At 69.1% G+C, this 19501-nt stretch carries 20 protein-coding genes; 11 read left to right on the top strand and 9 right to left on the bottom strand.

The window, feature by feature from the left end; all coding sequences use genetic code 11:
* Positions 1–149 precede the first annotated feature (149 nt).
* On the top strand, positions 150–1271 hold the full coding sequence (locus ACWEVR_RS10300) for a FecCD family ABC transporter permease (RefSeq protein ID WP_357144268.1): 1122 nt from the start codon (positions 150–152) through the stop codon (positions 1269–1271).
* Positions 1268–2185 (top strand): heme ABC transporter ATP-binding protein, encoded by a 918-nt coding sequence (locus tag ACWEVR_RS10295; RefSeq protein WP_452466658.1) that lies wholly within the window; start codon positions 1268–1270, stop codon positions 2183–2185. Before ACWEVR_RS10300 ends, ACWEVR_RS10295 begins: the two co-directional genes overlap by 4 nt.
* 106 nt (positions 2186–2291) lie before the next feature.
* Here the strand turns inward: ACWEVR_RS10295 and ACWEVR_RS10290 are convergent, their stop codons facing one another.
* From ACWEVR_RS10290 to ACWEVR_RS10275, 4 genes are all read right to left on the bottom strand, one after another.
* On the bottom strand, positions 2292–3206 hold the full coding sequence (locus ACWEVR_RS10290) for a hypothetical protein (protein WP_452466657.1): 915 nt from the start codon (positions 3204–3206) through the stop codon (positions 2292–2294).
* A 133-nt stretch (positions 3207–3339) separates the two neighbouring features.
* Positions 3340–5379, bottom strand: a complete 2040-nt coding sequence (locus tag ACWEVR_RS10285) for an MMPL family transporter (RefSeq protein WP_452466656.1) — start codon at positions 5377–5379, stop codon at positions 3340–3342.
* 58 nt (positions 5380–5437) lie between these two features.
* Positions 5438–5968, bottom strand: a complete 531-nt coding sequence (locus ACWEVR_RS10280; protein WP_452466655.1) for a hypothetical protein — start codon at positions 5966–5968, stop codon at positions 5438–5440.
* Between the two features lie 6 nt (positions 5969–5974).
* A complete protein-coding gene (locus ACWEVR_RS10275; protein ID WP_067638354.1) occupies positions 5975–6319 on the bottom strand; it encodes a hypothetical protein in 345 nt (114 codons plus the stop codon).
* A gap of 166 nt (positions 6320–6485) precedes the next feature.
* Between ACWEVR_RS10275 and ACWEVR_RS10270 the strand changes: the two genes are divergently transcribed.
* From ACWEVR_RS10270 to ACWEVR_RS10260, 3 genes are read left to right on the top strand one after another with little or no spacing between them, the layout of a single operon-like run.
* On the top strand, positions 6486–7481 hold the full coding sequence (locus ACWEVR_RS10270) for a YncE family protein (protein WP_452466654.1): 996 nt from the start codon (positions 6486–6488) through the stop codon (positions 7479–7481).
* Positions 7481–7708: a DUF5703 family protein gene (locus ACWEVR_RS10265; RefSeq protein WP_067638350.1), complete on the top strand. Its 228-nt coding sequence runs from the start codon at positions 7481–7483 to the stop codon at positions 7706–7708. The genes ACWEVR_RS10270 and ACWEVR_RS10265 overlap by 1 nt, the downstream gene beginning before the upstream one ends.
* An 8-nt stretch (positions 7709–7716) precedes the next feature.
* The gene (locus tag ACWEVR_RS10260) at positions 7717–8796 is read left to right on the top strand and encodes a quinone-dependent dihydroorotate dehydrogenase (RefSeq protein WP_067638349.1); all 1080 of its coding nucleotides are present in this window, start codon (positions 7717–7719) and stop codon (positions 8794–8796) included.
* Positions 8797–8799: 3 nt separating this feature from the next.
* On the opposite strand, the gene ACWEVR_RS10255 is transcribed toward ACWEVR_RS10260, so the two are convergent.
* Positions 8800–9186: a hypothetical protein gene (locus ACWEVR_RS10255; protein ID WP_439264620.1), complete on the bottom strand. Its 387-nt coding sequence runs from the start codon at positions 9184–9186 to the stop codon at positions 8800–8802.
* A 215-nt stretch (positions 9187–9401) separates the two neighbouring features.
* On the opposite strand from ACWEVR_RS10255, the gene ACWEVR_RS10250 reads away from it, so the two are divergent.
* The 3 genes from ACWEVR_RS10250 (at position 9402) to ACWEVR_RS10240 (ending at position 13573) form a co-directional block, all read left to right on the top strand.
* A complete protein-coding gene (locus ACWEVR_RS10250) occupies positions 9402–10883 on the top strand; it encodes a PfkB family carbohydrate kinase (protein WP_452466653.1) in 1482 nt (493 codons plus the stop codon).
* A 54-nt stretch (positions 10884–10937) separates the two neighbouring features.
* Positions 10938–11615: a GTP cyclohydrolase II gene (locus tag ACWEVR_RS10245; RefSeq protein WP_452466652.1), complete on the top strand. Its 678-nt coding sequence runs from the start codon at positions 10938–10940 to the stop codon at positions 11613–11615.
* A gap of 131 nt (positions 11616–11746) precedes the next feature.
* Positions 11747–13573 carry an AMP-dependent synthetase/ligase gene (locus ACWEVR_RS10240; RefSeq protein WP_452466651.1) on the top strand — a complete coding sequence of 609 codons (1827 nt, stop codon included), beginning with the start codon at positions 11747–11749 and terminating at the stop codon, positions 13571–13573.
* Between the two features lie 48 nt (positions 13574–13621).
* On the opposite strand, the gene ACWEVR_RS10235 is transcribed toward ACWEVR_RS10240, so the two are convergent.
* Both ACWEVR_RS10235 and ACWEVR_RS10230 read right to left on the bottom strand, forming a co-directional pair.
* Positions 13622–14149, bottom strand: coding sequence for a YbhB/YbcL family Raf kinase inhibitor-like protein (locus ACWEVR_RS10235; protein WP_452466650.1), 528 nt, complete (start codon positions 14147–14149; stop codon positions 13622–13624).
* A 39-nt stretch (positions 14150–14188) separates the two neighbouring features.
* Positions 14189–15550, bottom strand: a complete 1362-nt coding sequence (locus ACWEVR_RS10230) for a M20/M25/M40 family metallo-hydrolase (protein ID WP_452466649.1) — start codon at positions 15548–15550, stop codon at positions 14189–14191.
* 100 nt (positions 15551–15650) lie between these two features.
* Between ACWEVR_RS10230 and ACWEVR_RS10225 the strand changes: the two genes are divergently transcribed.
* Complete coding sequence (locus ACWEVR_RS10225) at positions 15651–15980, top strand: ArsR/SmtB family transcription factor (protein ID WP_181695986.1); 330 nt, start codon at positions 15651–15653, stop codon at positions 15978–15980.
* 11 nt (positions 15981–15991) lie between these two features.
* Positions 15992–16600, top strand: coding sequence for an SRPBCC family protein (locus ACWEVR_RS10220; protein ID WP_452466648.1), 609 nt, complete (start codon positions 15992–15994; stop codon positions 16598–16600).
* Positions 16601–16620: 20 nt separating this feature from the next.
* Here the strand turns inward: ACWEVR_RS10220 and ACWEVR_RS10215 are convergent, their stop codons facing one another.
* A complete protein-coding gene (locus ACWEVR_RS10215; RefSeq protein WP_452466647.1) occupies positions 16621–17847 on the bottom strand; it encodes an alpha/beta fold hydrolase in 1227 nt (408 codons plus the stop codon).
* Positions 17848–17929: 82 nt separating this feature from the next.
* On the opposite strand from ACWEVR_RS10215, the gene ACWEVR_RS10210 reads away from it, so the two are divergent.
* Complete coding sequence (locus ACWEVR_RS10210; protein WP_452466646.1) at positions 17930–18544, top strand: TetR/AcrR family transcriptional regulator; 615 nt, start codon at positions 17930–17932, stop codon at positions 18542–18544.
* On the opposite strand, the gene ACWEVR_RS10205 is transcribed toward ACWEVR_RS10210, so the two are convergent.
* A complete protein-coding gene (locus ACWEVR_RS10205) occupies positions 18526–19446 on the bottom strand; it encodes a zinc-binding dehydrogenase (protein ID WP_452466645.1) in 921 nt (306 codons plus the stop codon). The two genes, ACWEVR_RS10210 and ACWEVR_RS10205, sit on opposite strands and share 19 nt — an antisense overlap.
* Positions 19447–19501: the final 55 nt, after the last annotated feature.

Here is a 19501-nt window from a genome sequence, read left to right as displayed (position 1 = left end):
CGCAGCCGGCGATGTCCGGAGTTCGAACCTCTGGCGCCGGTTACCGGCGAAGCGCCGGGCGGTGGCGACAGCTCTCGCCCTCGACAGCCAGCTCGGCGTCGCCGCCCGATGACGACTGAGCCTTCCCGCTACGAGCTCCGAGACGTCGCATGAGTGACGCCCCGGAGCTGATCAAGTCCGCCGACCCGGCGCGGATCACCGATGCGACGCCTGACCCGCTGCCGCGTCCGCGACACCGCGCTACCCGGGTGACGGTGGTGTTCGTGGTCGCCCTGGCCGCATTGGTGATCCTGGCCGTCGTGTCGGCGGTGCTCGGACAGGTACCGACCACTGCCGCGGAGGTGGTGGGCAGCGTCGCGCACCGGATCGGACTGGATTTCGGGCCGATGCCCGCGCACCCGGCCGGCGAGGTGACGCTGTGGGAGGTGCGGTTTCCCCGCGTAGTGCTGGCGATCCTGGTCGGGGCAGTCCTCGCGACAGCGGGTGCGTTGTTGCAGGGCGTGTTCGCCAACCCCCTGGCCGAACCGGGCGTGATCGGGGTGTCCGCCGGTGCGGCGGTCGGTGCGGGCACGGTGATCGTGATCGGTGGCGCGTTCGTCGCCGCCTGGTCGATCGCGGCGGCCGCGTTCGTCGCCGGGCTCGTCACGACGGCGCTGGTCTATGTGCTGTCCCGTTCGGGTGGGCGCACCGAAGTGGTGACATTGATCCTCACCGGCGTGGCGATCAACGCGTTCGCCGGTGGTCTCATCGCGCTGCTGCTGTTCATCGCCACCCCCGCCGCCCGCGATCAGATCGTGTTCTGGCAGCTGGGCAGCCTCAACGGCGCCACCTGGCCCTCGGTCGCCGTCGTCGCCACCCTCGCCGCGAGCGGCATCCTGGCCGCCGTGCTCATCGCGCCGCGCCTTGATCTGCTGGCGCTGGGGGATTCCGCCGCCCGCCACCTCGGCGTCGACGTGGAGCGGCTGCGCAGGCAGGTGATCGTGGTGGTCGCCGTGCTCACCGCCGCGGGTGTCGCGTTCAGCGGCATCATCCTGTTCGTCGGCTTGATCGTGCCGCATGTGGTGCGCATGCTCGTCGGGCCGGGGCACCGGGTGCTCGTGCCGCTCAGCGCCGTCGTCGGGGCGGTGGTGTTGCTCGGTGCCGACGTCGCCGCGCGCACCCTGGTCCGCAATGCCGACCTGCCCCTCGGCATGCTGACCTCACTGATCGGCGGCCCGTTCTTCTTCTGGCTGCTGCGCCGCACCAGGGCCAAGGCCGGAGGTTGGGGATGAGCACACCGAGCCCGTCCTCTTCGCGCCCGGTACTCGACCGAACGACCGCGAGTACCCCGGTTCAGCGGCGGAAGGCGACGTCGTGGCGGTCGCTGTTCGCCCGTACTCCCGATGTTCCAGCGCGCCCGGAACCGGGCACCGTCACGCTGCGGGCGACGGATCTCACCGTGCGCCGTGGTGAGCGCACGGTTTTGGAGGACGTCGACTTCCGGGTGGCGGCCGGTGAGATCGTCGCGCTGGTCGGACCCAACGGCGCGGGCAAGTCGAGCCTGCTCGCCGCCCTGGCCGGTGAGCTGGAGCCCACCTCGGGCACGGTGAAACTCGAAGGCCACGCCCTGTCGCACTGGACCCACGCCGACATGGCCCGCCGCCGCGCGGTCCTGCCGCAATCGCACACCGTCGGCTTCCCGTTCACGGCCCGCGAGGTCGTCGCCATGGGTCGCGCGCCGTGGCTGCACACCCCCGCCGCCGACCGCGACGACGAACTGATCGCCGCCGCCCTGGCCGCCACCGACGTCACCCACCTCGCCGCCCGCACCTTTCCCGCCCTGTCCGGCGGTGAACGCGCCCGCGTCGCCCTGGCCCGGGTCCTCGCCCAGGACACCGCAACCCTGCTCCTGGACGAACCCACCGCCGCCCTCGACATCGGCCACCAGGAAGCGGTACTGCGACTCGCCGCCGACCGTGCCGCCGAAGGCGCGGCGGTGGTCGTGGTGGTGCACGATCTAGGGGTGGCCGCGGCCTACGCCGACCGCGTCACCGTCCTCGACGAGGGCCGGGTCGCCGCCGACGGCCCACCGCGAGAAGTCCTCACCCGTGACCTGCTGACCAAGATCTACCGACACCCGGTCGACGTCTTCGACCACCCCGTCACCGGCCTGCAATTGGTCCTCCCCGACCGCACCCGCCCCTGAACCACCACTCGCACCACGCTGCGACGAACGCGCCTGCCGTCACCGAGCTCCGCAGCGGCCCGCCCCCGCTACCACGGCCGGCAGGTGTAACCGGCGGGGGCTGGCCCTACCGGAAACCGCCGCCGAATCCACCGGAGAAACCCCCACCGGAGCAGCCGGAGTACCCACCGCCTCCGTCGCCCCCATAGTTGCTGGAGGGGCCGTAATACTTCCCGGACCGTCGTGGCCTGCTCGGATCGTGTGGATGCGGATCGATCAGCTCACCGGTCAGCGCCTGCCAGCCGTTGGCCTCACTCGAATACCTGTCCGTCAGGGCCCGTCGGGTTTCGGCACCCCACAACACCTGCGTATACGGATGGTGTTCGCGCTCGGCACGCAAGGCTTCCTGCACTTCGGCCACGGTCAGTTCGCCCTGGGCCCCGAGAATGGCGTCCAGTGTGGACATGTAGATCCGAAAAGTGCGCGCATTCGAGTAGTCGGTGATCTCGTAGGCCCACTGTGCCCCGGTGGCCGCGTCCAGCGCCGCGGCACGACGCGAACGGATGCGCTCTCGCTCGCGCTCTCGTTCTTCCTCGCGCCGCCGCTGTTCCTCTTCGATGCGTTGCCGTTTGCGTCGGTGCTCTTCTTCGAGGAATTCGGTCAGGTCGCCGGTACGTTGCTTGTACTCCGCGATCACCCGGTGGAACTCGGCGCGCAGTTCGGCCGCGTGCGTGTCGTAGTTCGCGCGCAGCCGCCGGTTTCTTCTCGTGTACCGCAGCGACCACAACAGGGTCCCGCCGAGTGGCGGCTCGAGGTGCGCACCCACTTCCCGTGCGCGGGCCTGTAATTCGCTGATGGCGCCGAGCAGGTCCTCGGTCGCCGAACGCCACCGGTCGTAGTCGCTGTCGGAGACCGCGGTGTCCGGGTACGCATCCGATCGGAAGCCCGGATCGCTCACGCACGCGAGATAGTCGTGGTCCCGGATCAGTACACCGATCACATCGAGACGCCGATTCTCGACCAGGTTCGCCAGTGTGTTCACGTGTACCGTGCGGCCCATACCTCATTGTGACAGAACTACGTTGTCCGACACGGCCTTTCACACGGGCCGATCCACATGATGACCCCGTGGTCGACCGCGCCCTCCGCTCCGGGGCCGACCGCCGGGTTCTCCCTCACCGCCAGATGATCTTGAGCAGGGCGGGGGTGAGCACCATGCGGATGATCGTGGCGTCGATGATGAGCGCGACGATCATCCCGTAGGCGATGTACTTCATCAGCACCAGATCGGAGAACCCGAACGCACCGGTCACCACGATGAGGATCGCGGCGGCCGAGGTGATGACGCCACCGGTGTGGGCGACGCCGTAGCGGATCGACTCGGTCGCATCGGCACCGGAGGCGCGTTTCTCCGCGATGCGTGAGAGCAGAAATACCTCGTAGTCGGTGGACAACCCGAAGATCACCGTCACGATCAACGCGACCACCGCGAACATCAACGGCCCCGGCGTGAACTGGAAGACGCCCGCCCCGTGCCCTTCCACGAAGATCCAGGTCAGCACACCCAATGTGGACACCAGGCTGAGCGCGCTCATCGCCACGGCCTTCACCGCGAGAATCACCGACCGGAACGCCACGATCATCAAGGCCAGGGCGGCGGCGACGAGAATCGCCAGCAGCAGTGGCAGCCCGTCGATCAACCCGTTGATGCTGTCGCGTTCCAGCGCCGGAATGCCGGCGACCATGATCTCGACGCCCGGTGGTGCGGGCAGTGCGCGCAAGGTGTCGATCACCCGGTCGGCGTCGCGTTTGTCCCCGAGCCCGGCCGAGAGCACGTTCACATCGTTCTTCGTCGGCGCGGCCGGTTCGAACCGCCCGGTCAGACCCGGAACCTGGTTGGCCTCGAACCGGATGTCGCTCAGTTGCTGCGGGGAGGCGCCGACCACCACCAGTTTCAGCGGTTCGGTGCGGAACCCCGGGAACAGCCGGTCGAAATCCTCCTGCGCCACCCGGGCGGGGTTGTCGGCGGCCAGGTACTTCTCGCTGATCCCGCCGAACTCGATGTGGCGCAAGGGGATACTCAACGCCAGCAACCCCAGCACGATCGGGATCACCACCGCCCACGGCCTGCGCATCGCCCAGATCGCCAGGCGGGAGAAGAACCCGGCGTCGATCTGGGCCTCGGTCTTGGTGCGGGAGAACCGTTTCCACCCGAGCCAGTCGATGCGCCGCCCAGCGATGCTCAGGGCGGCGGGCAGCGCGGTCACCGACAGCACCGCCGCCAGCATCACCGCCGAGATGCCACCGTAGGGCACCGAGCGCAACACCCCGTTGGGAAAGATGAACAAGGCGCCCAGGCTGAGCGCGATGATGCCGGCCGAGAACTGCACGGTGCGCCCGGCGGTCGCCACCGTTCGCGCGGTCGCTTCCTCCACGCTGCGTCCGGCGGCCAACTCCTCCCGGAATCTGGTCACCGTGAACAGCCCGTAGTCGATCGCCAATCCGAGGCTGACCAGCGTCATCACGGCGCTGGCGAACACATTCACCTCGATGTGGTCGGTGAGCACCCGCAGAATTCCCGAGGTGCCGAGGATGGTGAGCCCACCGATCAGCACCGGCAGCAACGCACCGATCACCCCACCGAACACGAAGTACAGCAGGATCGCCACGATCGGCAGCGCGATGATCTCCGCGCGCCGGATGTCGTGCTGCATCCCGATGTTGATGCCTTCGACCACCGGCTGCAACCCGGCCAGCTGCACCGTCGTCCCACCGGGTCCGCCGCCGGGCACTCCGGCGTTCAGGTGCGGTTTGAGTGCCAGGTAGTTGTTGACCGTTGCCGTGCCGCCGCCACCGGCCAGCCCGATGCTGGCGAAGGCGTGCTGTTTGGTGGGGTCGGAGGCGTTCGCCGAGAACGGGCTGTCCCAGTAGCTGTCGATCTTGTGGATGCGCTCGCCGTGCTCGGCACGTAAACCGTTGAGGGCGGCCAGGACAGGGCCGCGCACCGCCGGATCGTCGACGGTGGCGCCTGCCGGGGCGGTGTAGATGACGATGAGGTCGCCGTCGGTGTCGCGCCCGAAGGTGTCGTCGGCCAGTTTCGACGCGGCGACCGATTGGCTGTCCTCGTCGAACCAGCCCTCCTGGGTGTAGCGACCGGCCAGGTCACGGCCGTACCACCCGGAGATCGCCACCGCGAGAACGAACAACCCGAGCACGAGAAAACGATGCCGGTGGACGAACCGCCCCCACCGCATCGACCGCGATTCCCGCATCTCAGCCGCAGGCGGCGGTGCGGTAGTCGGCCGAGCGCAGGATGCCGCACAGATCGGTGCGCGAGATCTTCCACTTCCCGTCGATCAGCACGAAATGCACGATGGTGGTGCGGACATTGGTGCCCGACCCGTCCTTGTCCAGGCGCATGGTCGCGGTGAGCGTGCCGTCGCGGTTGTCGAACACCGGGTCCACGACCCCGTACACGGCGTGCGGGTTGTCGCGCAGCGCCTTGTACATGTCGGGGATCGCGTCCTTGAACGCGGCACCGTCCTCGATGAGAGCGGTGCGTTCGTCGTCGGGCAGGTTGGGGTCGAGCGCGCGTTTGATCTGCGCGTCGAGTTCGGCGGCGGTCGGCAGCGGCACGTTGGCCTTGCTCGACGAGATCGCGACCGAGGAGGACAGGGAGGCGTTGGCCGAGGACCGTGCGGCGTCGACCGAGGCCTCGTCGGTCCCACCGCAGGCGGCGAGGACGGCGAGGGCCGTGAGGCAGGCGGTGGCCGCAGCGGCCCTGGCGAAAAGTGTGGAAGACATCACCATCTACATACCATCAATGACGGCACCGATCCGGCCGAGGATGCCGCGAACACTGGTTTCGGGTCGATGCACGGGCTGCGCGTGCTCGATCAGGTCGCGCACGAACGCGACGACGCTTCGCTCGTCGTCGAGGTCGATATCGGTGACCTGCGCGCCGGCCTGGGCCACCACATCGGCCGAGCCTGGCACGGTTTCGCCCAGGTCGGGACGGTATATCTGAACGGTCAGGGTGGCGCGCCGGGTGCGGAAGGCGAAGGGCCGTCCGTCGTCGGTGGTGCCGAAACCGTGGGCGAACGGGCCGAGTGAGAGGTCATCGATACCGAAACCCGACGCGGTGGGCTCGGTCATCGTGTGTTCTCCTGCCGCTGCGAGGGGCGATCAGTTGTCGACACGTCAACAGTAACGCGCGTCACCGACGTCGCGGCGCGGGCCACCCGGTCGGAGCTACTGGTGAGTCATCATGGTCAGATGGTGATCTGTGGTCATCTCGTGCGGAATTGAAGGAGTTCGGTGCATGCGCCTTCGTGGCTCGGTCGCCTCGACGTTGCTGGCGGCACTTGTGGTGGCCACCGGTTGCGCGGGTGAGGACAGCGGTCCCTCTGTGCCGACCCGGGAACCGGCGACCGCCGCGGTCTCGCCCGTCGTGGCAGGTGTCCCGGCCGGGAGTGTCACGCCGCTGCCGGCAACGAAAGCGCTACTGGCCGAACGGGCGACCGGTCGGCTCGCCGCGCTCGACACCGCGGGCACGACGCTGGCCCTGATCGACTCGGCGGGCACCCAGCGGGTCACCCTGCCCGTCGCGGGCGCCGCCCTGGCGCAGGGGACGGCCGGAGAGGTGCTCGTCGCCGCCGACCGCCGGGTGCTGCGGGTGCGTGCCGATTCGGGCGCGATCACCGAACTGCCCGTCGAGGGTGACGTGCGCAGTGTGCAGATCCGGCCCGACGCGACCCTGGTCGTCGGCACCGCCGACGGCACCGTCCGCGTCCTCGACCCCACCGGCGTCGTCACCCGCACCGTCACCGGTCTGGTCTCGGCCGACGCGCTCGCGGTCACCGGCGACGCCATCACCGTCCTCGACCGCAAACAGACCGCCGTCGTCGGTGTCGGCACCGACGCGCTCGGCCTGATGCTGCGCGCGGGCGACGGCGCGACCAATGCCCTGGCCGACCCGCACGGCCGCATCCTCGTCGCCGATACCGACGGGGGTGAACTGCTCGTCTACTCGGCCGGTCCGCTCGTGCTGCGTCAGCGGTTCCCGGTAGCATCGGCGCCTTACGCCCTGGCCTACGATCCGCGCTCGGACACGGTCTGGGTGTCGTGCACAGAGAGCAACGAGGTCGTCGGGTACGACCTGTCGACCGGCATCGGTGTCGAGGTCGACCGCTTGACCACCGTGCGCCAGCCCGACGCGATCGCCGTCGACGAACGCACCGGCGACCTGTTCGTCGCCTCGGCCGCGGGCGAGGGCCTGCAGCGGATCGGGGCCGGACAGCGGAAGAGAGGGCTGTGATGGCGACTCCCCCGAGCTGGGAGACCAGCAACGACGACTACGAATACGTGCCGCTTCGCCTGCCACCGGAGGTCACCCGGGTCTCCGCCTCCATGCGGTTGGCCATCCAGGCCGAATTCGGTGGCTGGGAACTGTCGCGAGTGCGCGCCTACACCGACGGCAGCCGCCGGGTGTTGTTGCGCCGCCGCAAGACCGCCGTCCTCCCTGTGCCCGAACCCGGATTGTGAGCCGACCCATGTACGCCCTGCTATTACGTTTGATGTTCCTGATCCCGCCGGAGCGGGTGCACCACCTGGTGTTCGCGGCCCTGCGGTTCGCGACCTGGTTCCCGCCCACGCGGTGGCTGGCGCGCAAGCTCACCGTCGTCGAGGACCCGATCCTGGCGACCACCGCGTTCGGTGTCGATTTCCCCGCGCCGCTCGGGCTGGCCGCCGGTTTCGACAAGAACGCCGACGGCGCGAACACCTGGGGGTCGCTCGGCTTCGGGTTCGCCGAGATCGGCACCGTCACCGCCCAGGCCCAGCCCGGCAATCCCGCCCCGCGGCTGTTCCGGGTGTCGGCCGATCGCGGCCTCATCAACCGCATGGGTTTCAACAATCACGGCGCGGCCGCCGCGGCCGCCCGCCTGCACGGCGCGCACCCCACGGTGCCGATCGGCGCGAACATCGGTAAGACCAAAGTCGTCGAACCCGATGCGGCCGCAGCCGATTACGCCACCAGCGCGCGCCTGCTCGGTCCGCTGGCCGACTTCGTCGTGGTCAACGTGTCCTCCCCCAACACCCCCGGCCTGCGCGATCTGCAGGCGGTCGAATCGTTGCGCCCGATCCTGGCGGCGGTCCTCGAGGTGGTGTCGGTGCCGGTGCTGGTGAAGATCGCCCCCGACCTGTCCGACGACGACATCGACGCCGTCGCCGACCTCGCCGTCGAGCTGGGTCTGGCCGGCATCGTCGCCACCAACACCACCATCCGCCGCGACGGCCTGAAGACTCCCGCCGCCGAGGTCGAGGCGATGGGCGCGGGCGGGCTGTCCGGTGCCCCGGTGGCCGAGCGTTCCCTGCAGGTCCTGCGCCGCCTCTACGCCCGCGTGGGCGACAAGCTCGTCCTGATCTCGGTGGGCGGAATCGAAACCCCCGAGCAGGCCTGGGAGCGCATCCTCGCCGGTGCCACCCTGCTGCAGGGCTACACCGGTTTCATCTACGGCGGCCCCTTCTGGACCACCCGCATCCATCGCGGCATCGCCGCCAACCTGCGCGCGGGCGGTTTCACCTCCCTGGCCCAAGCCGTCGGCGCCGAACACCGCACCGCGAAGGCCTGAACCTCACCCGTAGTACACATTCCGCGCACGGTCGCCGTGCGGCAATTTCGGCGGCCCCCACCCGACCCGGCGGTCGGGCGGATCGTGGAACGATTCGCCCGCGGGTTCGCGACCGGCGCGCGCGTCGAGTCGTTTGGCCAGTTTGATCAGCGCCTGCTGCCACATCATGCCGAGGATGTCGGCGCGGGCGCTGATCTCGGCGTGGGCGATGCGGTCGTAGGCCATGCCGAGATCGCTGACGAGTTCGTCCAGTTCCATGCCCGCGCGCGCCTGTTCCGTGGTGAGCAGATAGCCGGGCAACCAGCTCAGGGTCCAGGAATCGGGGCCGACGCGTTCGGCGTATTCCGGTGTGCGGTCGCTGCGCATGGTGTCGTCGGTGCGGAAAATCATCGCGGACCTGCCTTCCCCGGCGGGCGCTTCACCTGTCCGGGTGTCCGGCGGGGCGGGCGCTCCCCCGTAACCCAGTGTGGCATTTGCCTTTTGTCCGGGTCAATTGCCATTGTAGAGAGGTAATTGCCGCAAACCGGGCGTGGCAAACCCGGCATTGTGGCGATCGCAGTCCGGCGCCCGCGTGGTCGCGGGTCGTCAGGTGACGGGAGGCAGACATGTCGATGGTTCCCCAGGACGCCCGTGTCGCCGCTATCCGCAGCATTCTCACGCGCCTCGGCAAATACTCCGGCCTGAGCGCGGAACGCTTGCGCCACACCGAAATCGACGCCGCGCCGCTGCTCGAGCTGCTGTCGGTGCGCAGGCACGCCAGGCGAACCGGTGACAGTGTCGAAGCCGCGATCCTGCCGGTGGTGCGCGAGGTCGCCCAGTGGCTCTCCCCGACCGATCGGCTCATCGTCGATGCCGCCCTGTGTCTGGGGCTGTGGCGGGACCGGCCGGGCGTCGGTGTCGATGTCGATCGCCTGTATGCGGACAACCTCGGCGAACGTCGAGAGGCCTTGACCGAACAGTGGGTCGCGTTGCACACCCTGCTCGATGTCGACCCGATCCCCGAGACTCCCACCGTCAAACGCCTGCGCACCGTCGCCGAACACGCCGCGTTCACTGCCTTGGCCGGGCTGCTCGCCGCCGACTCCGGCTATCCGATGGCTCAGCCCGCCGCGCCCGCGCCGACCGCGCCGCCGCCCGCCCAGCGCGGGGTGGTGACGGTGTTCGGTGACGCGGTGATCGACCACCTGTACCGGGTGGACGACTTTCCCACCGCCACCAGCGCGGCCAGCGGCAGCTTCACCGGCCATCCCGGCGGCAAAGGCCTCAACCGGGCGGTGGCGGCGGCCCGGCTCGGCATCGACGTGCACCTGGTGTGCGCGGTCGGCGACGACGAGTACGGCCGCCGCATCCGTGAGTTCCTCGAAGCCGAGCGCGTGCACCTGGATCTGGTGAAGGTGGTCCTGTTCGCGCCGTCGCTGGTGACCGCCGTCGTGTTGGCCCCCAACGGCGAATCGCGGATGATCGGGTGCCGCGACACCCGCGTGCAGTTGCAGGACGAGGACCTGCACCGCCCCGAACTGCGTGCCGCCCTCGAGTCCTCGGATGTGGTGATCCTGAGTTTCGAGCAGCCCCCGGCGGTGATCGAACAGGTGCTGGCCACGGTCTCGCAGCTGCAACCCAAACCACCCGTGATCGTGTGTCCCACCCCGTCGATGCCGGTTCCCCAGGGGCTGTACCAGCATTTCGGCGCCGTCGACTACCTCGTCGGTACGGCCGCCGAACTCGCCGCGCTGCTACCCGACGTGCCCGCCGAGTCCGGCGACGACATCGCCCGGTTACTGCGCGGGCTCGGCGTCGGCACCGTGTGCACAGTCGAGAACTTCCAGTGCGTGGTTGCCTCCGACGCGGTGAACACCGTCATCGATCACTTCCCGCAGGTGCTCAAGGCCTCCGTCGGTGCGGCGGCGGCGTTCACCGGGGCGCTGGCGCATCGGCTGGTGAACAGCCGAACCGCGCTCACCGCAGCCGATTTCACCTGGGCCACCGCCGCGATGATTCCGACCCAGAAGCTGGGCGCGGTCGCGGTGACCATGCCCGGTGTCGACGACATCGATCGCATCGTGCGCCTGTACGCGCCGCGCGCCTGATCCGGGGGTAAAGTCGCGGCGTCGCACCGCACCCCGTCCCACCTCGGAGGATCGTTGACCATCCTGTCGTTCGGCAGTGCCGCGAGCACACGCGCCGGGTCCGACACCGCCCACCGGTTGGGCCGTGCGGGCGGGCAGCTTCCGGTGCGGGTCGTCGAGATCCCCGACCCCGACGACGGCGGGCATCTACTGGTTTTCGGTGATCCCGGCGACGGGTGCCTGGTGCGGCTGCATTCACGCTGCCTCTACGGCGAAAGCCTGGGCTCCGACGACTGCGACTGCGGCGCCGAACTGCGCACCGCGATGGACCGTATCCAAGCCGAGGGCTGCGGTGTGCTGGTCTACCTGGAGCAGGAGGGGCGCGGCGCCGGCCTGATCTGGAAGGCCAGGGGGTACCGGGAAAGCGAATTGTCGGGCGCCGACACGTTCCAGGCTTATGAGCGCCTCGGCCTGCCCGCCGACACCCGCCGTTTCGCACCCGCCGCCGACGCGCTCGCCGAGCTGGGCTTGCGCCGGGTACGCCTGCTGACCAACAACCCCGACAAATGCCGGGCCCTGACCGACGCGGGCATCGAAGTGGACCCGGTACCGCTGACGATCACCCTTTCCTCGACCCGCGGCAGACGGTATCTGCAGGCCAAACGCGTGCACCGTCACCACACCATCCCTGTCGACGATCTGGTCGCCGGCACCCGCCGCCGGACGTGGTGGTGGCCCGGTCGCCGCAGGTAAACGCCCCGGGATTCCCGGCATCCGGCTACGATATGTGAGCCGTGCCACTTTTGACGCCTTCGCCTCGAGATGATGCGAGGAAGGTCGTCTCATTGGTTCGGCACTTCAGCTCGGCCTATGGGAACAGGGATATGACAGAGATCGGTTTCGCGCACGCTTCCGGGGTCACGGTGCACACCGTACCCGCCGCCTTCCAGCAGACCGCCGCCTTGCGGCCCGGCCAGATCGCGCTGCGCACCGTCGGCGGCACCCAGGAGATCACCTGGTCCGAATACGCCACCCGGGTGCGCGCCCTGGCCGCCGGCCTGGCGAAACTCGGTGTCGGACACGGCGATTCGGTGGGCATCATGCTCACCAACCGGCCCGAGTTCAACCTGGTCGACACCGCCGCCCTGCACCTGGGCGCCACCCCGTTCTCGGTGTACAACACCAGCTCGCCGGAGCAGATCGCGCACGTGTTCGCCAACGCGGGTAACCAGGTCGTCGTCACCGAGCAGGCCTTCCTCGATGTGATCCGGGAATCCGGCGCCGAGATCGCGCACACGGTCCTCGTCGACGGCACCGCCGAGAACACCGTGTCCCTCACCCAGCTCGAGTCGGACCCGCTGCCGGACTTCGATTTCGACGCCGCCTGGCAGGCCGTGGAGCCCGGCGACCTGGCCACCCTCATCTACACCTCGGGCACCACCGGCCCGTCCAAGGGCGTGGAGCTCACCCACAGCAATGTGATCGCCCAGGTCGTCGGCCTGGTTTCCGGCCCGCTGCCGGTCGGTTTCGACGACCGCGCGGTGTCGTATCTGCCCGCCGCCCATGTCGCCGACCGCATTTCCGCGCACGCGATCAGCCTGCTCACCGGTGTGCAGATCACCACCGTCCCCGATCCGCGTGAGATCGCCGCCGCCTTGCCCGACGCCCGCCCGACGGTGTTCTTCGGCGTGCCACGGGTGTGGCAGAAGATCAAGACCGGAATCGAGAACAAGCTCGCCGTGGAACCGAGCCCGGTGAAGAAGGCGCTGGCCAACTGGGCGATCGGTGTCGGCGTCGCCGATGCGCGCGCCAAGCTGGCGGGCGAGGGCTCGTCGCTGCTGCTCGGTGTGCAGCACAAGATCGCCGACGCGCTGGTGCTGTCGAAGTTGCGTGACACGCTCGGTTTCGCCGAACTGAAGGTCGCCGCCTCCGGTGCCGCCCCGGTGCCGCCGGAAACTCTCGAGTACTTCCTCGGCCTCGGCTTCTCGGTGAGCGAGGTGTGGGGCATGTCGGAGACCTCGGGTGTCGGCACGTTCACCGAGATCGACAAACCGCGCCCCGGTTCGGTCGGTCGCGTCATGGACGGGGTCGAGTTGCGGTTGGACGCCGACGGCGAGGTCCTCATCCGTGGCCCGATCATCACCCGCGGTTACCGCAATATGCCCGACAAGACCGCCGAAGCCATCGACGACGCGGGCTGGCTGCACACCGGCGATGTGGGCACGCTCGACGCGGACGGCTACCTGCGCATCGTCGACCGCAAGAAGGAGCTCATCATCAGCGAGGCGGGCAAGAACATCGCCCCCTCCAATATCGAGAACGCTATGAAGGCGGCCTCGTCGATGATCGGTCAGGCCGTCGCGATCGGCGACGCCCGCCCCTACATCACCGCCCTGGTCATGCTCGATCCCGATGTCGCCGCCCTGCGCGCCAAGGAGTTCGGTGCCACCGACGCCACCCTGGCCGAGCTGTCGCGTCGCCCCGAGATCATCGAGGAGGTCAAGGAGGCGGTGCTCGCGGGCAACCGCAAGCTGTCGCGGGTGGAGCAGGTGAAGCGGTTCCACATCGTGGAGACGCTGTGGGAGCCCGGTGGTGACGAGCTGACCCCGAAGATGTCGCTCAAGCGCACCCCCATCGCGAACAAATACGCCGACCGGATCGCCGAGCTCTACGCGGCCGAACCGCCCGCGGGCGTCGTGAACGTGAAGTAGGTCCGAAAGAACCGGTGGCTCCGCATCCGTGCGGGGCCACCGGTGTTTTCAGTGCTGTTCGTAGGTGCCGACGAGGGTGGCACGACCCAGGGTGTGGAAGAACAGGTTGAACCCGAGGTAGGCCGGGGTGGCATCGGGGCCGACTTCGAGTTCGGGCACGTCGACGGCGTGCACGACCACGAAATACCGGTGCGGCCCATGGCCTTTCGGCGGACCCGCACCGACGAACCCGGGGAACCCGCCGTCGTTGCGCAACGACACCGCACCGGCGGGCAGGGTGCCGCCCTCGCTGCCCGCACCGGTGTCGAGCGAGGTCACCGAGGCGGGGATGTTGGCGACCGCCCAGTGCCAGAATCCCGACGCGGTCGGGGCGTCCGGGTCGTACACGGTGACCGCGAAACTCTGTGTGCCCTCGGGGAATCCGGACCAGCTCAGCTGTGGGGAGATGTCCTTGCCACCCGCGCCGAACACCCCGGAGACCTGATCGTTGGCCAGCGGCTGACCGTCGGTGATGTCGGTGGAGGTGAGGGTGAACGACGGTACCTTCGGCAGCGCGTCGTACGGGTTGTAGGTCATAGCGGCCTCTCTGTGTTGTTGGCGGCTGGGCCCGCGGGTTCAGCTGTTCAGCAGGAAGTGTTCCAGCACCCGGGTGCCGAATTCCAGGGACTGCACCGGTACCCGTTCGTCGACGCCGTGGAACAGGGCGGTGAAGTCGAGGTCCGGCGGCAGCTGCAGCGGCGCGAAACCGAAGCAGCGAATTCCCAAGCGGGCGAACGCTTTCGCGTCGGTGCCGCCGGAGAGCATGTAGGGCACGGTTCGCCCGTTGGGGTCGTTGGCCAGCACCGCGTCGTTCATGGCGTCGACGAGGTGGCCGTCGAAGGTGGTTTCGTAGGAGTCGAGTTTGGTGATCCACTCGCGTTCCACGTCGGGGCCGATCAGTTCGTCGACCTCGCGTTCGAACGCGGCCTGACGCCCTGGCACCACCCGGCAGTCGACCACGGCCTCGGCGGTCTGCGGAATCACGTTGGCCTTGTACCCGGCCGAGAGCATCGTCGGGTTGGCGGTGTCGCGCAGGGTGGCACCGATGATGCGGGAGATGGTGCCCAGCTTGGCGAGCTGACCTTCGATGTCGGGACTGTTCGGGTCGAACTGCAGGCCGGTTTCCTCGGTGACGGCGGCCAGGAATTCGGCCACCGAGTCCGAGAGCACCACGGGGAAGGTGTGTTTCCCGAGCCGGGCCACCGCGTCGGCCAGGATGGTGACCGCGTTGTCCTCGTGCAGGAACGACCCGTGACCCGCCCGAGCCTTGGCCCGCAACCGCATCCAACCGAGACCCTTCTCGGCTGTCTCCACCAGGTACAGCCTGCGTTCGGTGCCGTCCGGGCGCGGCACGGTCAGCGAGAACCCGCCGACCTCACCGACGGCCTCGGTGACGCCGTCGAACAGGTCGGGCCGGTTGTCGACCAGCCACTGCGAACCCCATTTGCCGCCGTTCTCCTCGTCGGCGAGGAACGCGAAGACCAGGTCTCGCGGCGGCACGGTGCCCTCGGCCTTGAACTGGCGCGCCAGCGCCAGGGTCATCCCGACCATGTCCTTCATGTCGATAGCGCCGCGCCCCCACACGTATCCGTCCTGCACGGCCCCTGAGAACGGGTGCACGCTCCAGTCGGCCGCTTCGGCGGGAACCACGTCGAGATGTCCGTGGATCATCAGCGCACCCCGGCTCGGGTCGGCCCCGCGCAGGCGGGCGAACACATTGCCGCGCCCCGGCGCTCCCGATTCGACGTACTCGGTCTCGTACCCCACCTCCTGCAGTTGCGCCGCGACCCACTCGGCACACTCTCGTTCGCCCTTGGTGGTCGCGAGCTCACCGGTATTGGAGGTGTCGAACCGGATCAGCGTACTGACCAGCCCCACCACCTCGTCTTCCGCGCGAGACCGTCGATCGACTCCAGAACTTTCACCAGATGCCACCACGCCCCTTTCCTACCACTGTTCGTCGTCTGGACGCGCCCCGTGTAGGCCTCACCCCGATATTTAGATGTTGGCTTAATTAAATCTGTGCTTAAATAAGGGGGTGCACGCTTTGGACATCCTCGGGGATCCGGTTCGCCGCCGGATTCTGGAACTGCTCGCCGCCGGGGAATGCGGTGCGGGCGCGATCAGTGACGCTGTGCGACAGGAATACCCGATCTCCCACCCCGCGGTGTCGCATCACCTGCGGGTACTGCGGGAGAACGGGTTCGCGACCGTTCGCGCGGAAGGCACCCGGCGCCTCTACGCGGTCGACAGCGCCGGTATGCGGCAGGCCGACGAATGGCTCGACCGGTTCCGCCACCTGTGGCAGACCCGGCTCGACGCCCTCGATACCGAGATCGCCCGCGGCAAACGCGAGCGACGCAGCTGAAGGAGACGGCAATGCTCGACATCATCGATCAGATCAACCGCACCATGACAGATCTCGGGCCGTCGAAACAGGTGCGGCTCGCGCGGACCTACGACACGACCACCGAGGACCTGTGGGAAGCGTGCACCGACCCGCGGCGCCTGTCACGGTGGTTCGAGCCGGTCGGTGGTGAGCTGCGGGAGGGCGGCCGCTACCGCCTCGACGGCAGCGGAACGACCGGCACCATCGAAGAGTGCGTCGCGCCGACACGGCTGCGCATCACCTGGGAGTACGGCGACGACACGAGCGTGGTCGAGGTGACGATCACCGGCACCGAGGATGGGGCGACCCTCGAGCTCACCCACACCGTGCCGGACAACGAACACTGGCGAACCTACGGCCCCGGCGCCACCGGCGTCGGCTGGGAAATCTCGTTCCTGGCAGTGGGTTTTTTCCTGTCCGGTGACGACAGGGCGACCCCGGCGGAGCTGGAAAAGCTGCTGGCCACACCGGAAGGCGCCGAGTACATCCGGCGCGCCGCGAGCGCCTGGGGCGACGCGCACACTACCGCCGGGACCGATCCGGCGACTGCCCGCACGGTCGCCGACCGCGTGGCCGACTTCTACACCAGCGCCGAGTAGCGACGAGCGGAGGCAAGCCCTCAGGAGCCTCGCACAGTCGCGGCCAACGCCTCGTCTGCGAGCGCTTTCGCCGCCTCTCGCGGTGCGTGGTGGGCGAGGGCGTTGACGAGATCGCGGATTCCTCGCCGCATGTCCGGCGTGAAGCGGGCGTGACGCGCCACGTCGAGTTCGTTGGCGATGGTGAGGACGGCGAAGTCGTGCAGGTCGGCCCCGGTGATCGTGATCGCCCCGCCGGTGAAGCGGTCGGTGACCCGCAGTGACGGTTTCCCGAGTTCACGGTAGGTCGGTGTGCGCGCGCAGGCGCCGTAGCGGTAGACCAATTCCTCGGCAGGACAACCGATCACCTCGGTCAATCGGTGTCGCCGCGTGGTCGGCAAGAGTGCCGTGGCGAACCCGTCCGTGCCGTAGCTGGCGTGGCAGATCGCGGCGAGCCGGGTGCGTCGTGGGGCGTTCCACTCGGCGGTGATGGTGTGCACGCGCCGCAGGTGAGCGAGCAGGTTCCCGCCCGGGTGCTCGACGCGTTCGGCGCCGAGTGCTCGCTGGAATTCGAATGCCACGCGCACGGTGTCCTCGTCGAGACAGGTATCGGCGTGCACCGCGATGAGATCCGCGAGTTCTTCCGGCGCGTCGCGGGCAACCAGGTGCCCTGCTTCGGCGATCACGGCGGTGGTGACGCGCCGGTTCGCCCGGCGCAGACGGTGCACATCGTCGTCGGCGAGGAAGGAGCGGGCGCCGCGCACGAGCAGGATGGGCTGGTCCACTGTGCCGATGATGGTGAGCAATGCGGGCCCGGATCCGAGGATGTCGTCGGTGAGGTCCTCGAGACTCGCGCCGAAGCCCTGGTCGCGCAACCAGGTTCGTGTCGGCTCCGGGTCCGGATCGGGAACGACGTCCACGAGGACCAGTCCGGCGACCCTGGACCGGACGGCAGGTTCGGCCAGCGCCGCCATGGCGGCGAAGCCACCGAGGGAGGCTCCGGCGACCACCACGGGTCCGGATTCACGGCCGATCAGCGCGGCCACGTCGTCGGCGAGCGGCCGAAGCGTGGTGACCTGCCCGGAACTCTCGCCGTGGCCGCGCAGGTCGACCGCAACGGTGCGGTAGCCACGCGCCCCGAGCCGTGCCGCGATCGGCGACCACACGCCGCGACGCTCTCCCCCGGCATGCAGCAGCAGGACCGTGGGTCCGTGGCCACGGACCGTGGCGCGCAGTGTGACGTCGCCGAGGACGATATCGGTATGGATCATCGCGGTATCCCAAACCTTGACATGTCCAGGTAACGGTAGGCCTTGCTGCCTTGGTGGGTCAAGGTAGTGTGACGATGTGAGCATGCCGAGAGTGCGGAGGCGTCCTGCGGAGGCGCGTCAGGCGATCCTCGACGCCGCCGCGACGCTTCTGGCCGAGGGCGGTCCCGCGGCCGTGCAGGTTCGTGCGGTCGCCGCCCGTGTCGGCATGACCGACGCGGGCGTCACCCATCACTTCCGGAACCGGCAGACCCTGCTCACCGAACTTCTGCGGCACGGCGGCCGCCGGCTTCGAGCGGGCCTCGCGAACATCGTCGCGGCGTGGCTGGACGACAACGCCGACCTGCCCGCACTCATCACTGCACTCCACGACTTCTACCGCGGCGGCTACGCCGATCTGGCCGTCGCCCTGCACGCCGCGGGTTGGCGTGACCGGGGCAGCGGCATGCTCGACCCCGTCGTCGAGGCCCTGCACCGTGCCCGCCCACCGGACAGTTCCCTCGACGACACCCGCCACGCGGTCGCGGCTCTGCATCAGGCTGTGGCGATGGATGTCCGCTACGGCAACGCTTTCCGGCGCAGCGCCGGGCTCACCGACGCCGCCGCGACCTTCGACGCGCACGCACAGTGGTGGGCACACCACCTCGAAACCACCCTCGGCCTGTCCGCGCCCGGCCGAGCTCAGGGTTCGAGCACGTAACGACCGCGCGCCCCACCTTCGGCCATGGCGCGGTGGGCCTCGGCAGCCCGGTCCAGCGGCAGGACCGCGTGCACCCGCGTGGGCAATCGGCCTGCCGCGGCGAGGGCGAGCAGCTGCCCCAAGCGTGGTCCGTCCGATCGCACCATCAGCACGTTCACGGTGATCCCCCGCTCCACCGCGGGCACGATATTGGGCCGGACACCGACGAACACGCCACTGTCGCGGACCGGTTTCAGGCCCCACGTCTGTTGCGGGGTGGCGTCGACGACCGCGTCCCACCCGGGTTCGACCGCGGTGACGAAGTCGGCGCCGAGTCCACGCACGAACTGTTCGTCGGCCGCTCTGGCCAGACCGGTGACCCGCCAGCCGCGGTCGGGTGCGAGCGCGGCGACACCGGCCCCGATGGCACCGGCGGCTCCGATCACCAGCAGCCGGTCACCGTCGGTGGGTGCGTCGCCGAGCATGTCGACGATCTGTGCGGCGCTCAGACCACTGAGTGGCACCGTGGCCGCCGGGACCAGGTCGAGCCCGTCCGGCACGACGGCGAGGTCGGTGGCGGGCACGACGAGTTGTTCGGCGTAGGTGCCGAAGTCGCGGTCGAAGCCGAGCACGACACCGGCGACTCGGGTCCCGACGGCCAGGTCCACACCGGGTCCGGTGGCCAGGACGGTGCCGGCGAAGTCCCAGCCCAGTCCGGTGTGTACGGGTTGGTCGATCATCCCGAGACCGTGGAAGAAGCCGCTGACGACACCGAGGTCGGTGGGGTTGACGGGTGCGGCCGCGACAGCCACCCGAACCTCACCGGGTCCGGGCTCGACGACGGGGACGTCGATGATCTCGATCGAGTCTGGTCCGGCGGGTGCGCGGACGACGGCGGCCCGGAAAGTGCCTGCTGTGTTCATGATTCGCTCCTCCATCAGTGCTGGTGGATTCCAGCCTGCTCGCACGACTTGGAAG

The organism is Nocardia sp. NPDC003979 (assembly GCF_053605015.1).
Note: the sequence above shows the minus strand (reverse complement) of the source record. Positions and strands in the feature narration are given on the sequence as shown.